Origin of the sequence: Myroides sp. N17-2 (assembly GCF_002286775.1) — a bacterium.
Classification (GTDB): domain Bacteria; phylum Bacteroidota; class Bacteroidia; order Flavobacteriales; family Flavobacteriaceae; genus Flavobacterium.
This window is the reverse complement of record NZ_NSGJ01000049.1, coordinates 1-16011: the sequence shown is the minus strand read 5'-3', so window position 1 is coordinate 16011 and position 16011 is coordinate 1. Positions and strand designations below refer to the sequence as shown.

Sequence of the window (16011 nt, the reverse complement as noted above, 5' to 3'; positions counted from 1 at the left end):
TCTGCCCACTCTACTTTTGTTCCATCAGCACTTGTAACTAAAACTTGATTAGCTGTACCCTTCTCTATTTTACCTGGAGTTACATTTGCATCCTTAATCTTAACTGTAGTTACTGCATCAGCCGCTAAATGTGTATCATTAATACCTAATGCTTTAACTTTTAGTCCTGTTGCTGATAATACTGCATCAGTTCCTCCTGTCATTTCGATAGAATTATCTACTGTGATAGCTGCTGCTGTTGGTTTAATTCTACTTTGCTCTGCCCACTCTACTTTTGTTCCATCAGCACTTGTAACTAAAACTTGATTAGCTGTACCCTTCTCTATTTTACCTGGAGTTACATTTGCATCCTTAATCTTAACTGTAGTTACTGCATCAGCCGCTAAATGTGTATCATTAATACCTAATGCTTTAACTTTTAACCCTGTTGCTGATAACATTGCATTAGTACCCCCAGTCATATCAATAGACCCATCTACAGTAGGAGTAACTCCCACTACTTGAATGGCATTTTTATCTACCCATTCTGTTTTTAATCCATCAGCACTTGTTACTAAAACTTGATTTGATGTTCCAGGTGCAATCTTAGCTGGAGTTACATTAGCATTTAATATCTTATCTGTTGTAACTGCATTACTAGCTAAGTGAGTATCATTAATACCTAACGCCTTAACTTTTAATCCTGTTGCTGATAATACAGCATCAGTTCCTCCTGTCATTTCAATAGAATTATCTACTGTGATAGCTGCTGCTGTTGGTTTAATTCTACTTTGCTCTGCCCACTCTACTTTTGTTCCATCAGCACTTGTAACTAAAACTTGATTAGCTGTACCCTTCTCTATTTTACCTGGAGTTACATTTGCATCCTTAATCTTAACTGTAGTTACTGCATCGGCTGCTAAATGTGTATCATTAATACCTAATGCCTTAACTTTTAGTCCTGTTGCTGATAATACAGCATCAGTTCCTCCTGTCATTTCAATAGAATTATCTACTGTGATAGCTGCTGCTGTTGGCTTGATTGTATTTTGAGCTACCCATACTACGTCTCCTGTTGCACTAGTAGTTAATACCTTATCATTACCTTCACCCTTAATCTTTTCTTTAGTAACATTTGCATCTGCTATCTTAAGAGTAGTTACTGCATTATTAGCTAAATGTCCTTCAGTTATACCTAATGCTTTAACTTTTAATCCTGTTGCTGATAATACTGCATCAGTTCCTCCTGTCATTTCAATAGAATTATCTACTGTGATAGCTGCTGCTGTTGGTTTAATTCTACTTTGCTCTGCCCACTCTACTTTTGTTCCATCAGCACTTGTAACTAAAACTTGATTAGCTGTACCCTTCTCTATTTTACCTGGAGTTACATTTGCATCCTTAATCTTAACTGTAGTTACTGCATCAGCTGCTAAATGTGCATCATTAATACCTAATGCTTTAACTTTTAATCCTGTTGCTGATAATACTGCATCAGTTCCTCCTGTCATTTCAATAGAATTATCTACTGTCATTGTAGTAGCTGTTGGTTTGATTGTATTTTGAGCTACCCACACTACATCTCCTGTTGCATTAGTAGTTAATACTTTATCATTACCTTCTCCCTTAATCTTTTCTTTAGTTACATTTGCATCTGCTATCTTATCTGTAACAACTGCATCTTTTGCTAAATGAGTAGCATTAATACCTAACGCCCTAACTTTCAAATCTGTTGCTGATAATACAGCATCAGTTCCTCCTGTCAGCTCAATAGAATTATCTACTGTCATTGTAGTAGCTGTTGGCTTGATTGTATTTTGAGCTACCCATACTACATCTCCTGTTGCATTAGTAGTTAATACTTTATCATTACCTTCTCCTTTTATCTTTTCTTTAGTAACATTTGCATCCTTAATCTTAACTGTAGTTACTGCATCAGCCGCTAAATGTGTATCATTAATACCTAATGCTTTAACTTTTAACCCTGTTGCTGATAATACAGCATCAGTTCCTCCTGTCAGTTCAATAGAATTATCTACTGTAATAGTGACTTTATCAGTAATATCACCTCCATCTACTTTAGGTTTTCCTGGTGCCCATTTAGCTCCATCATAAACAAGTGCAAGACCATTATCTTTTGCAGGATCTGCTTTATCTACTACTACTCCTTTAATCTTATCTACACTTGTACTATCAGCCATTCCTGATACATCTCCAGTTAATGCGATTTCATTAAGTTTTGCAGCTACGGTATAAGTAGTGACTGTACTATTTCCAACAGGATCTGTTTTAGTAACAGTAATACCTGTACCTTCTTCCACTACAACTCCAGCTGCTGTACTATTAACTAAGTTTTTAACCCAAGTCTCAAAATTTGTACTTTTAAGTAATTCTTTAGATATCTCTATATTAGTAAGATTACCTTTCTCATCTTTATAAACTAAAACAGTTTCTCCTGCCTCTTGTTTAACCTCTAATGTAGTTAATGTCTCAGATAAATGCTCACTTGATTTAGACATTAAAGCTCTCCAAAGTGTTCCGTCCCAGAAATAGAATCCAGATTTTAATACATCTGTTGGAAGTTTTGCTTTGTGATACACTAATAAACTTTCAGGAAACACACCACCTTTAATAGTAGTAACATCCTTTTCGCCTGTTAAAAAAACACGTGGTATCAATACCCCTTTAGTATCAGAATCAACATCTAACACTGCAGTTCCATTAGGTACAACTGATTTACCTATACCTACTCCATCTTGAGCATGTATAGCATTTAAAGCCATAAAAGCTACACTGGCAAATAGTAATTTTTTCTTCATAGTATTTTTCTTATTTTCTTAATTCTTTTCTCAAACATATTAGTTAAAATAAAATACTTAAACATATAAATTAACCATACAAAGCATAAAAGTAATAAAATTATTAACACAATTAACAAACATATACTCAACGATTAACACTTAAACAAGATAAATAAATGAATAAACTCACCATTTAATTCAATATAACCATACATATAACAAAAAAAACATATCATAAATATTCTTATATCAACAAAATCAAACAAAAACCAAATTATATATAAAAACACAAAAAGTAAAAAAAACTTAAACAAATACTTATAAAAACAAAATAACATATATCATACTCTATATTTTAACACCTAAATATCTGACTTAATAAAAGTACCGAGTACTTATTAAACCCAAAATACACATTAGCTAAATTCTACTTCATAGTTCTCTCATTATCTATAAAAGTGCACTATCCTCTTTCACTAATTCAGACCTACCATGTATAATTACTTTTCGTTTATATGTCTATCGTAATCTGGGGTAAAAACAAAAATCCCTCAATAGACTATCTCTACTGAGGGATTTCATAATATCTCTATACTATTTATTACTCTTCTTCTGCTACGATAGCTTCCCATCGTCCGAACAATGAAAAACCAGATGCCATCGCTAGTGCTATAGAGGCTTCATTATCTACCTGACATCGATACTGAGGTACACACCCCTTACTAATCACATCTCTACAGATAGCTTGGACTAAACGTGTTGCTACTCCCTTATCTCTATAGGTCTCCAATATAAGTACTCCCAAATCTGCTAGTTTGGTATCCTCCCATAAGTACATACTACTCACTCCTATTAAATTATCTCCGTCAAATGCTCCATAGACTACCCAATGCGTTAATGAGGCATAAGCTCCATCTAAATCCTCTTCTATACACGAAGACTCAAACTCTCTGAAGGCCTTCGCATCTTGGCTCATAGACAACGGTCTAATCACTATATCATCTCTATTGTCTCTACTAATCGGTACTGCATTATTAGGCAAATAGTAGATATAATCTGGTGAATGAAGAACTAACTGACATTTAGAAATAGCAGTTCTTAACGATGCAATAGAGTATTGTTCTAACTCTTTTAGTTTTAAACATTCTGCTAATTTAGGGGTCACCACAGCCATCGTATGCGTATTAGTCATCTCTAATATCATCATCTTATAAGACTCTCTTAACTTAGGATTAGACACAAGTGTAAATAATTCATCAAAATGAATAATACTCCCCTCTAGCATCTGAGTTTTCCAATACGTATGTATCAAATCCGAAAAACCGCTCATAATATTTATTTGATAGTAGTTCCTATTAATTTAGTAGCATCATAACGACTAATCTTTGTCATCTTATTTTGAAACACCAACATCGCTATTCCTATTAATATAAAAGGTACACTTAACCACTGCCCCATATTAAACAACATATCTTGCTCAAAAGCAACTTGATTCTCCTTAAAGAATTCTAATACAAATCGGGTAGTAAACATCAAAATCAAGAAATAAGCGAAGATCACTCCGTTATTCTTTATCTTATGACTGCGATATAAAAACCATAAAAATACCCCAGTAAGGATATAACCAAAGGCCTCATATAACTGTGTTGGGTGCCTCGGTATCATATCATCATTTGCGAAAATCACTCCCCATGTACCATTAGTTGGCTTACCATATATCTCCGAATTCATAAAGTTACCAAAGCGAATAAATGCTCCTGCAACAGGTACTCCTAATGCGATCTTATCTAATACCCAGAACACACCTATCTTATATTTTCGACAATATAAATAGATCGCTAACAGCACTCCTATCGCCCCTCCATGACTTGCTAATCCCATAAACCCTACATATTCATAGGTACCATTAATCTTCGCAAAAGGAATAATTACCTCTAACGGATGCTGCATATAGTAATCAAACTCATAGAATAGACAATGTCCTAATCTAGCTCCCAATACTGTACCTACTATAATATATAGGAGTAACTTATCTAAATAAGCTAAAGGAATGCGCTCCTTCTGAAACACATAACTCACAATCTTATACCCTAATATTATCCCTAAGGCAAAAAGAACTCCATAATATCTAACAGGAACAGAACCTATTCTAATCATCTCAGGATTTGCATCCCATAGCACTGTAGCTAAACTCATCTATTTAGTGTAATTATTTATAAGCTTGCAAAGTACTGCATTTATGCTAACCTATACATATAATGTTTTCTTAATAAAAGTGTTTTTTTTTTGTGAGGTTGTGAGGTTGTTTTTTTGTGATGTCGTGAGGTTGTTTTACTTCGCACGAATTGCAAATCCGCGTGAACTACACCTACTAAGACTAACTACCTTTAAAAATACATACACCACAAAGTACTTCCACCTCGATCCTTGTCATTCTGACGTTAGGAAGAATCGCATCATATACATCCACATAGTAACCGCAATGAAAACATCTAGATGTTTTATGTGAGAGAATGTAATACAGCACATACACCAATATTGGGTGACACGCAAAATATTGCGTCTCTACCTTATACTCTGTATAGAATATGACACCTAAACAGTACCCCAAGTCATTTCCCCTTATGCCGAAGGCAACAATTCTTAATTATTAATTCCTAATTCTTAATTCAACGAAGTGCCTCTAACACTGACCTTGGCCCCTCCTCTTGTTGCTCTTCTTGATCCCGTTGTACATTAGGTTCCACTACATTATCTGATTTATTCCTCCTACTATAAAAGCCCGATGGAGCCCACTTCTTGGGCTTATCTTCATCAGCACGTATATCAGGCTTTTTCTTGTCTGTAGTATTTACTTTTTCTGAGATTTTATCTGTAATAGCAGGACTTTCTAAAGAAGAAGAAGAAGAAGAAGAAGTACTTCTCTCCTTGTTTTCAGTTACCTGCTCACCTTTTTTTTGCTCCACACTCCCTTTTTCCTGTTCACTTATTACCTGTTCCCTGTTCTCTGTTGCCTGCTCCCCTTTCACGACCTCTATCATTCCATGATAAGCACTAGTACTGATAAGTTTGCCATCTGCTGATTTCCACACGCTCCAAAAGTGTACCTTACCCTCAACCCAATCTTTAGGCAAGTCAAAGTGTACGTATTTATCCTCTCTCTTGGCAATTGATTCTATCACCTCTACTTTATGCAATTCCTCGCTATAAGCTACGATAGATAGTCTATCTGTATTTTTTGCCAATATATTGGTGATACTGTTATCCCAAAGTACTTTTATACGTCCTGTCTTTAATTGGTTTACTTTCTTAACCACAGCAGGAGGTAAGCTTCCCATTGACACTAATACATTCGCTATCTCTACACAAGGTTCTCCTTCTATATAAGTAATCCCCTCTTTCATCAGCATAGATATCAATTGTTCCCTACCTGAAGCCATTTTATCATTTAGTAAAGCGGGTGGATAATGCGCATTGACAAACTCTCTGAACTTACTCACAAAGCCTGAGGCTACAGCTAACTTACTGCGTTGTGCCACTTGTTTTCCTGTAGCTTGTTTATGTGATTTACGCGGTCTTGAACGTATATAGTATTTCCCTCTCCACATAAATCCTACTACTGTACCTACCTTACCGTGTACTCCTCCTAATATTCCATTTTTAATTTCAGCCATTTTTTTTGTTTTTTTGTGATGTTGTGATGTCGTGATGTTGTTGGCTTGTTGGGATGAATTGCAATTCTCCCTTACCGTTGCCTCTTCCCCGTTTTCCTGTTCCCGCTAGCGCGTGATTTGTAATCCGCGCTGCTGTTCCCATTTTCCTGTTCCCTTTTTTTCTTACCACAAGATATAAAACACAGTATTACAATTATTTAACTAATCAAAGAAGTATTGAAAATTTGCGTAAAATCAACAAAATCAGTATCTATCACTGTTGCGCTAGTTTTAGCGATTTCAAATGAAAGAAATCAAAGCACCTTTTTTATGTACTCAAGCTCTAATGTCTCCTTAATCTCGTTTTTCAACTAGTCATAGATACCCTATCAATACGACATCTATTCATCGCTAATAGTTTCTACATAGCACTATTTACGGCTAATACTCGAGCAATCTACGAGCAACTCTGTATCATGATTGATTCCTATTGGGATTGAGAGGTGTTCATGATAAAATAGTCTTTTGATTAAAAATAAATAAACAACTCAATAACAATATATTACACAATTACACTATCAAAAAAAAGTGATAGGTGTTTTTTATGAATTTCCTCTTTTAGGACGAAATCGAGACTATTCAACAAATAATAAAAGTTGAGAATTGAATATACTGGTTGGTTTTGGAAGGAAAACTGAGGTTGTTTAAAAAAACTATTGTTGTTTTTTATTGATGCGCTAGATAATGCTTTTCTACGAAAGTAGAACACTTTGCAGAGCAAGTGACGAGAAAGTGAGAATATGGGCTTAGGAGCGCGCATTGCTCTTTACAAAAAAACGAAAAGACAAAAAACAAAATCACAAAAGCCATATAACATTCGCAGGAAACGAATATTCTGCTCTTTTATCATTATATTTGAGTGAAACATAAAAAGAAAAGCAATTATGACTACAATGAAAGCAGCACGCTGGTATGCAGCGAAAGATATTAGAGTAGAACAAGCAGAAATACCTACTCCTGCTAAAGGGCAAGTAAAAGTAGCGGTACAATATGCAGGTATCTGTGGATCTGATTTGCACGAATATGTACACGGACCACAATTAATTCCTTTGGATAAACCATATCCTCTTAACGGACACCAAGGAGTGACTACACTAGGACACGAATTCTCTGGTATAGTAGAAGAATTAGGTGAAGGAGTAAAAAACATTAAAGTAGGAGATCGCGTAGTAATCGAGCCAATATATAAAAATTTTGATAGCCCATTCGTAGCGGCTGGAGAATATAATTTAGGAGAGCACTTAGGTTTTATCGGATTATCAGGTAATGGTGGTTTTGCTAAATATGTAGTTGTAGAAGATTATATGATTCACAAAATGCCTGATACGATGTCATTTGAACAAGGAGCTTTAGTAGAGCCTGCTGCTGTGGCTGTGTACTCAGTACTACAGAGTGGATTAAAAGTAGGGCAAACTGTATTAGTATCTGGGGCAGGACCTATCGGTTTATTATGTGCTCAGGCAGCATTAGCAGCTGGTGCATCTACTGTAATCGTAACTGATGTGGCAGAGAAACGTCTAGATAAAGCAAGAGAAATCGGGGCTACGCATGTATTTAATGCTATGGAGGCTGATCTACCTGCTAAAATCAAAGCATTGACTGGTGGATTAGGAGTGAATGTATTTATAGACTGTGCGGGAGTACAAGCTTCTTATAATACAGGTATCGATTCTACTCGTAATGGAGGGACTGCTGTATTAGTAGCTTTATTTGGTAAGCCTGTTCAGCACGATGCATTAAATCAAGTATTGAGAGAAATCACTGTAAAAGGGGTTATCGCTTATAGAAATATCTTCCCTGAAGTAATTAATTTGATTGACTCTGGTCGTATGGATGTGGAAAAATTAGTTACTAATAAAATTAGCTTAGACGAAATCGTAACAAACGGTTTTGAAGCATTAGTAAACAATCCTGAACAAGTTAAAGTTCTTATTGAAATCAATAGAGCGTAACTTTTAATTAGGAATTTAAAATTAGGAATTAAGAATGCTTTCCCTTCGGGAATTAGGGTTCTTCGTTATAATAAAAAAAGCCATTACTTTTAAACGAGTAATGGCTTTTTTAATGATGATTTTGTGTACTGAATCTATGTAATACACGTTTATTTTGTTTCCTCTTGCATTATTATTCTATTCACTAAAAACATTTATGTTTTAGGTGATCGTATGATAAATTAACGTGATCTATATCCGTTCTCATTATCCGAAATACTTGCACTGTCGCAGATTTAAATCCGTGACGTCTATATCTCCAAAGTATACTCCTAACGAAAATATCTAAAGATATTTTAGGTGGACCAAACAATCATGATAGACGTTATATCCCGAATAATCGCAATCTACATACCCTATGCCGAAGGCAGTCATTCCTAATTCCTAACTCTTAATTCCTAATTAAAACGCAGTGCTTATTTCACTTTCTTAATCACCTCTCCTAGCATGTGTCTAATCTCTTGGAACATAGCTTTAGTATCTGGTTCACCTAAATCCTCAGGCTTAAACTCCTCTGTCGCTATACTACTTGCATATTCCCATATCTCTAATACATCATACGCTTTAATGCGATAAGGTTCATAAAACGTATTGTCTGAGTGTAGTTCTAACGTCTCGTCGTCTATGCGATATACTCGTTTATATACCACCCCTTCAGTAGATGTAATAATGATATAAGTATGTCCGTTGCGTACATAATCTAACTTCTCGATATAGCTTCCGATGATAAAAGACCCTTCTTGATGTGGAGGCATAGAATCCCCTTCGATAGGAAATGCTCTATACTTCCCTTCTTTTAAAAATGGCAATGAGATCTGATCTAGATTTTGAATAAACTCCGGATCAGCATACCCTGTCAAATACCCCGCTCTTGCTTTATGAGGAATAATCTCAATAAAGTTATTGCCATGTGGATCAACCATAATGGGCAATAGGATACGGTTATCCTCAAGCTTCAACAAATCTTGCATTGGGACTTTGCGCAGGTCAACCGAAATCATTAAATCAACACTGACATGAAAGAAACGAGAGATACGCAATAATACCTCTAGAGGTGGCTCCGAAGCTCCCTCCTCATATTTCGAATATCGTGCACGAGTTATCATTAACTCGTCTGCTACCTTCTGCTGAGACATAATCTTCTGAGCGCGTAAATACCTAATATTATCTGATAGAAATGACATTTGCTATTATTTATAGCATCAAATATACATATAATTGCTAACATAAATAGTAATTTCGTTCAAGAATTTATAATTATTTCTATCATGGAAAGAGCCATCGCACATTTAGATTTAGATACTTTCTTTGTATCCTGTGAGCGTTTAATAGATTCTTCTTTAAATGAGCAACCTGTCATTATAGGAGGTGGTGATCGTGGAGTAGTTTCTAGCTGCTCTTATGAAGCTAGACAGTTTGGGGTCAGAGCTGCTATGCCTATCCGTATGGCTTCTCGCCTATGCCCACAGGCTATTGTTAGAAGAGGAGATATGCACTTCTATTCTAAGATGTCACACCTAGTGACGGATATTATAATAGAGAAAGCTCCTGTTCTAGAAAAGGCAAGTATAGATGAGTTTTACCTTGATTTAACAGGTATGGATAAGTTCTTTGGTTCGTCACTATGGATAAAAGAATTAGCCCAAACGATACAGAGGGAGTCAGGATTACCACTGAGTTATGCTTTATCTGTCAATAAGACTGTTTCTAAAATCGGTACGGGAGAGGCTAAGCCCCGTGGGGCTTTAAATATCACGGCTCCTGAGGTACGGCCCTTTCTCAATCCGCTGTCTATTCGAAAAATACCTATGCTAGGAGAGGTTAGTTATACGCTACTCTCGCGTATCGGTATTCGAAATATACAGACGCTATCTGAAATGCCTCATCAGATACTCCAAAAGCTATTAGGCAAGAATGGAACTGACTTATGGAGAAAAGCCAATGGCATAGACCTTACTCCGGTGGAACCTTACAAAGAGCGCAAGTCTATCTCATCTGAGCATACCTTTGATCAAGATACGATAGATATCCCTATGTTAAAGGCGATCTTCACTGGTATGGTCGAAAAACTTGCTTATCAATTGCGATCAGAAGAATGGTTAACCTCTGTAGTCACTGTCAAAATACGCTATACCAACTTTGATACTGAAACCAAACAGAGTAGAATAAGCTATACTTCTGCTGATCACACACTTATCAAATTAGTACACGAGTTGTTTGATAAGTTATTTCAACGGAGAATGAGATTGCGCCTAATAGGGGTACAACTAAGTGGATTAGTACGAGGTACTTATCAAATGAATTTATTCGAAGATACGGAAGAAATGATGGCGCTCTATCAGGCTATGGATAGAATGAAAAAAAGGTATGGAGTGGATGCAGTGGCTAGATGCTCTGGAGCTTTTTTGAAAATGAGGGAATAGTTTTTTTTTGTTTTTTTGTGATGGTGTTTTTTTGTGATTTTGTTGTTTTGTGACTACTGGGGGGACATATATATCACGGATTACCAAATCCGTGACAGCGCAAAGATTGTGGGGATGTACTCATGTACTGTACGCAATCATTACCCACAACGGTACGGGCGTATCACTATACGCCCACATAAAACATCATTGATGTTTTAATGCACTTGCCTGTGCTATCCTAACTATGCGGAAATACTGTGTGGAAATACATGTCACGGACTACAAGTCCGCAACAACGTAAGTATCGTGGTTACTGGAGAGTATATATTGCACCTCACATCATCACAACTTCACGACATCACAACTTCCCGACATTACAACTTCACGACTTCACAACTTCACAACTTCACAACTTCACAAAAAAACAAAAAAACATGCTATTAAATTGTCATTCATATTATAGTTTGCGATACGGGACAATTCCTGTAGAGCAGTTAGTTCACTTAGGTCAGCAGTGTGGGGTATCCGCTATGGCGCTAACTGATATCAACAACCTTAGTGGGGTTTATGAGTTTATCACTGCTTGTGCTAAGGCAGAAATAAAACCAATAATAGGGGTAGAATTTAGAGAGGACAATGAGTTGCGATATATCGTCATTGCTAAGAACCAAGAGGGATTTGCTGAACTAGGACGTTTATTGACTCATATCAATGAACACAACTCTCCTATTCCACTTACTGCTCCTGATTTTAAAGAATGCGTGGTAATCTATCCCTTTTCTACTCATCCTACTGAATTAAAAGAATGGGAATATATCGGTATAAAAAGTGGACAGCTAAATCAACTCTATCAAGAGAAATGGAAAGCTTATATCCCTAAGATGCTAATGCTGCATACAGTGAATCACTTGTCTGCTGAGGAGTATGAGCTACATCGCATATTACGTGCAATAGACAAAAACACTATTCTGTCCAAACTAACAACTACAGACTGTGCTGAATATGGAGAATTCTTTATAAGTGAGCAGCAATTAGCTGAACAGTTTACAGCTTATCCTATAATAGTGGAGAACACTTCCGCTTTAATCAATCAGTGTGCGTATTCTTTTACATTCAAAACGCCTAAGAATAAACGTTATTATACAGAAAGTAAAGAAACTGATTTCAGTCTATTGACTACGCTCGCTAAGCAAGGGATGGAACAGATTTATGGCGATGATAATCTACAAGCCAAAGAGAGATTAGCTAAAGAGTTAAAAGTAATCAATGATCTGAACTTTGCAGGGTATTTCTTGATCACTTGGGATATCATTAAATATAGCAACAGTCAAGGTTTTATGCATATTGGACGAGGCAGTGGAGCCAATAGTATAGTGGGATATTGTCTAGGGATAACGAATGTCTGCCCGTTAGAACTAGACTTGTACTTTGAGCGTTTTTTAAACGAGAATAGAAAATCTCCACCTGACTTTGACATTGATTGGTCTTGGAATCAAAGGGATGATATACTTCGCTATATTTTCTCAAGATATGGCAAAGATCACGTGGCTTTCTGTGGAGCTGTGTCTACATTTAAGTATCGCTCTATCATACGAGAAATAGGTAAGGTATTTGGTTTATCTAAAAATGAACTAGATACACTCACTCGCAACCCTACAGAACAACATGAAAACAACAGTATCGTACTCCTCATCCATAGATATGGACAACTTCTAGAGGGATTTCCTAATCAACGTACTATGCACGCGTGTGGAATACTTATTTCGGAAGAGCCCATAACTAACTACACTGCGCTAGACTATCCTCCAAAGGGATTTCCTGTGGTGCAATTTGATATGCATACTGCTGAAGATATAGGCTTTGACAAATTTGATATTCTAAGTCAACGAGGCATTGGGCACATTGATGAAGCGGTGGAACTCATCTTACAAAACCAAAATATCGTTGTTGATATCCGAAATATCGCTTTGTCAAAAGATGAAAAAAATTGTAATCAACAATTGGCAATTGGCAATACAATAGGTTGTTTTTATATCGAAAGCCCCGCTATGAGAGGATTATTGAGAAGACTAAACTGCAATAATTACAAAATACTTGTTGCGGCATCTTCTATTATTCGCCCTGGCGTAGCACAGAGTGGTATGATGCAAGAGTATATCTTTAGGCATAATAATCCGTCAAAGTTTGAATACTTTCACCCTGTCTTTGAAAAACAGTTAGGAGAGACATACGGCATTATGGTCTATCAAGAAGATGTGATAAAAATAGCGTTACACTATGGGGGATTACCTGCTACGGATGGAGATATTCTACGTAGAGCGATGAGTGGTAAGAGCCGTTCTAAAGAAGGATTATTAGCTGTTAAGAATCGCTTTTTCGAACACTGTGATGCTAAAGGACATCCTAGGCCATTAAGTGAAGAGATCTACAGACAGATAGAATCATTCGCGGGTTATTCATTCTGTAAAGCCCATTCTGCTTCTTATGCAATAGAGAGTTATCAAAGTTTATATCTCAAGACTTATTACCCATTAGAGTTTATCACTGCTGTGATTAACAACGAGGGAGGGTTTTATCGCACGGAAGTGTACATACATGAGGCGGCTATGTCCGGTGCCAATGTACTTCCACCTTGTATAAATTACAGTGATTTAAAAACAACACTAATTGATAAAGACCTATTCTTAGGATTAAAGCTAATCGAGGGTATAAACATCGATTTGTTAAGCGCTATTTTAAAAGAAAGAGAAAGAAATGGCAAATATGAATCACTATTTGATTTCACCCAACGCATTCCTATCGCTATGGAGACTTTGCAAAAGTTAATATTCATTGGTGCTTTTCAATCACTAGGCAAACAAAAGAACGAGCTATTAATACAGTCTAAGTTATTATTAAGTAAAAAAGAAGTTGCTCCTACTCTAACCTTGTTACAAGAACCCATACAGGAGTATACATTCCCTACTCTAAAACGCTCTGTATATGAAGATGCCTTTGATGAAATAGAGTTACTTGGCTATGCGATTTCGTGTATGCCATTTGACTTGCTTAAGACTAAATTTAGAGGAGATGTGATGGTTAAAGATCTACAACATCACCACAAAAAGACAATCAGAATGATTGGGTATCTCATCGCTCGTAAGCATGTACCTACTTCTAAAGGAACAATGTATTTCGGTACTTGGATAGATGCTAATGGGCAGTATTTTGACACGGTTCACTTCCCGAATACTTTAGAAGAATATCCATTCGCTGGTGGGGGATGTTATCTACTATTGGGAACAGTGGAAGTCGAATATCACTTCCCTAATGTGCAAATCATCAAAATGGCAAGATTGCCATTTATTACAGATCCTCGATATCATTACGATGATAAAGATAATCAAACGACACAAAACAGAATAAAGGAAGATGTCAGTCTTACTCATCGCAAACCTTATCCTATAGCTGCAGAGATTAATCTACCACGACATCGAATGAAATTCACAAAAGAAAAGCCTTGATACAAGAGATGTACCAAGGCTTTATAATAAGTGAAACTAGTCTTTCGCTATCTCTATTTTTACTTTCTTATTCTTCAGTCTAGTGTCAACAAGTTCAGTTAATAGCGCTTTTACTTTCTTTGTATTCACTGCTACGAATGCCTGAGTATCTCTAACATCAATCACTCCGATATCTTCTTTCGTTAACTTACCTGTCTTGATCAAATAACCAACGATATCACCTTTATTAACCTTGTCTTTCTTACCTGCACTGATGTAGATAGTCTTAAAGTCCGTTTTGTTGTCGATATTATATACTCCACTAAGATCTTCCACTGGCATATCAGGACTAATAAACTCAACAAGTTCATCATTCGTAATCATCACATAAGCTTTACCTGAAGCTTTCATACGTGCTGTACGCCCATTACGATGGATAAAAGCATCTTCCTTCTCTGGGATTTGATAATGGATCACGTGTCCTATCTCAGGAATATCAAGTCCTCTCGCTGCTAAGTCAGTTGCGATAAGAATATGTGCACTTTTATTTCTAAACTTCATGATAGCACGTTCACGATCTTCTTGTAATAACCCTCCGTGAAAAGCACTATTTGCAACTCCTTTCTTCGTCAATGTCTCACTAATACGAGATACTGCATCACGGTGGTTACAAAAGATAAGAATAGTATCTTTCCCGATCTTACCTATTAACTTAATCACTGTCTCTAACTTCTCTTCTGAAGTAGAAATAACTTGACTAAAAGTAAGGTCAGGCATAACCTCTTCCTTATTCAAAAAATGAATACGCTCAGGATCTACTATACCTGTAAATTCAGGGATCTTCTTTAAAGCAGTAGCTGAAGTAAGCATTCTGAAAGAGATATTGTCAAACGAATTAATTATATAATCCATATCACTCTGGAAGCCCATCTCTAATGCTTTATCAAACTCATCAATAACATAGCTAGTTACAGTCTCTGCATTAAAAGAGAATTCTTCTACGTGGAATGCAACTCTACCCGGCGTTCCTACTAATACTGCAGGTGGCGAACTAAAGTTCTTTAACTCAGTCTTAGTAGCGTGTCCTCCATAACAAGCATTAATCTTAAATGCTGTCCCCATCTTCTTAAACACAGTCTCTATCTGTAGCGCAAGCTCTCTAGTAGGAACTAGAATAACAGCCTGTACCCCTCTTACATTAGGATCTAGACGCTCTATCAATGGCATTAAAAATGCAAGAGTCTTCCCTGATCCCGTAGGAGATAAAAGAATAATATTAGGGTTCTTCTGAGCAGCGTTTAATGCTTTTGTTTGCATTTCATTTAACGCCTCAATATTTAAGTTTTTAAGTATTTCTGCTTTATTCATGGAGCAAAGGTAGTTTTTATAATTTTACTTTCACTTCTTCTTATAATTTTTATAACAAGAACAAGCGTGGTATTTATACTTTAGATCAGCACTACTATTAGGTTTGCCTTCTTAAAAGGTGCACAAAAATAATAGTATCGCCTTGTGCACCTAATTAGGGATCAATCTCAAAAGTTGTGTGTGAATTAAAAACTACAGATCTTTGTAATGATAAATAATAAACGTGGAAAACTATATTGAGTTTATAAAAATGATTTTACCTGAGTTTTTAG

General features: G+C 36.2%; 9 protein-coding genes. 3 read left to right on the top strand and 6 right to left on the bottom strand.

Features of this window, described 5'->3' with window-relative positions; genetic code table 11:
* From CF599_RS16450 to CF599_RS16435, 4 genes are all read right to left on the bottom strand, one after another.
* Positions 1 to 2798, bottom strand: a 2798-nt coding sequence (locus CF599_RS16450; RefSeq protein ID WP_121967064.1) for a hypothetical protein, incomplete at its 3' end; no start/stop codon positions are given.
* Between the two features lie 583 nt (positions 2799 to 3381).
* The gene (locus CF599_RS16445) at positions 3382 to 4110 is read right to left on the bottom strand and encodes a GNAT family N-acetyltransferase (protein ID WP_121967063.1); all 729 of its coding nucleotides are present in this window, start codon (positions 4108 to 4110) and stop codon (positions 3382 to 3384) included.
* Between the two features lie 5 nt (positions 4111 to 4115).
* The gene (gene lgt, locus CF599_RS16440) at positions 4116 to 4976 is read right to left on the bottom strand and encodes a prolipoprotein diacylglyceryl transferase (RefSeq protein ID WP_121967062.1); all 861 of its coding nucleotides are present in this window, start codon (positions 4974 to 4976) and stop codon (positions 4116 to 4118) included.
* Positions 4977 to 5449: 473 nt separating this feature from the next.
* Positions 5450 to 6454, bottom strand: coding sequence for a DUF6266 family protein (locus CF599_RS16435; RefSeq protein ID WP_121967061.1), 1005 nt, complete (start codon positions 6452 to 6454; stop codon positions 5450 to 5452).
* Between the two features lie 923 nt (positions 6455 to 7377).
* Here CF599_RS16435 and CF599_RS16430 point away from each other — a divergent pair.
* The gene (locus CF599_RS16430) at positions 7378 to 8445 is read left to right on the top strand and encodes a 2,3-butanediol dehydrogenase (RefSeq protein WP_121967060.1); all 1068 of its coding nucleotides are present in this window, start codon (positions 7378 to 7380) and stop codon (positions 8443 to 8445) included.
* A 455-nt stretch (positions 8446 to 8900) separates the two neighbouring features.
* On the opposite strand, the gene CF599_RS16425 is transcribed toward CF599_RS16430, so the two are convergent.
* A complete protein-coding gene (locus tag CF599_RS16425) occupies positions 8901 to 9668 on the bottom strand; it encodes a helix-turn-helix domain-containing protein (protein WP_121967059.1) in 768 nt (255 codons plus the stop codon).
* Between CF599_RS16425 and dinB the strand changes: the two genes are divergently transcribed.
* Both dinB and CF599_RS16415 read left to right on the top strand, forming a co-directional pair.
* A complete protein-coding gene (dinB, locus tag CF599_RS16420; RefSeq protein ID WP_121967058.1) occupies positions 9669 to 10907 on the top strand; it encodes a DNA polymerase IV in 1239 nt (412 codons plus the stop codon).
* A gap of 416 nt (positions 10908 to 11323) precedes the next feature.
* Positions 11324 to 14392: a DNA polymerase III subunit alpha gene (locus tag CF599_RS16415; protein WP_121967057.1), complete on the top strand. Its 3069-nt coding sequence runs from the start codon at positions 11324 to 11326 to the stop codon at positions 14390 to 14392.
* 36 nt (positions 14393 to 14428) lie between these two features.
* On the opposite strand, the gene CF599_RS16410 is transcribed toward CF599_RS16415, so the two are convergent.
* A complete protein-coding gene (locus CF599_RS16410) occupies positions 14429 to 15739 on the bottom strand; it encodes a DEAD/DEAH box helicase (protein ID WP_121967056.1) in 1311 nt (436 codons plus the stop codon).
* Positions 15740 to 16011: the final 272 nt, after the last annotated feature.

Bases quoted from the DNA above. Each gene is read 5' to 3' on its own strand.
- CF599_RS16445 (WP_121967063.1), bottom strand. From the start codon at position 4,110: ATGAGCGGTTTTTCGGATTTGATACATACGTATTGGAAAACTCAGATG.
- lgt (WP_121967062.1), bottom strand. From the start codon at position 4,976: ATGAGTTTAGCTACAGTGCTATGGGATGCAAATCCTGAGATGATTAGA.
- CF599_RS16435 (WP_121967061.1), bottom strand. From the start codon at position 6,454: ATGGCTGAAATTAAAAATGGAATATTAGGAGGAGTACACGGTAAGGTA.
- CF599_RS16430 (WP_121967060.1), top strand. From the start codon at position 7,378: ATGACTACAATGAAAGCAGCACGCTGGTATGCAGCGAAAGATATTAGA.
- CF599_RS16425 (WP_121967059.1), bottom strand. From the start codon at position 9,668: ATGTCATTTCTATCAGATAATATTAGGTATTTACGCGCTCAGAAGATT.
- CF599_RS16415 (WP_121967057.1), top strand. From the start codon at position 11,324: ATGCTATTAAATTGTCATTCATATTATAGTTTGCGATACGGGACAATT.
- CF599_RS16410 (WP_121967056.1), bottom strand. From the start codon at position 15,739: ATGAATAAAGCAGAAATACTTAAAAACTTAAATATTGAGGCGTTAAAT.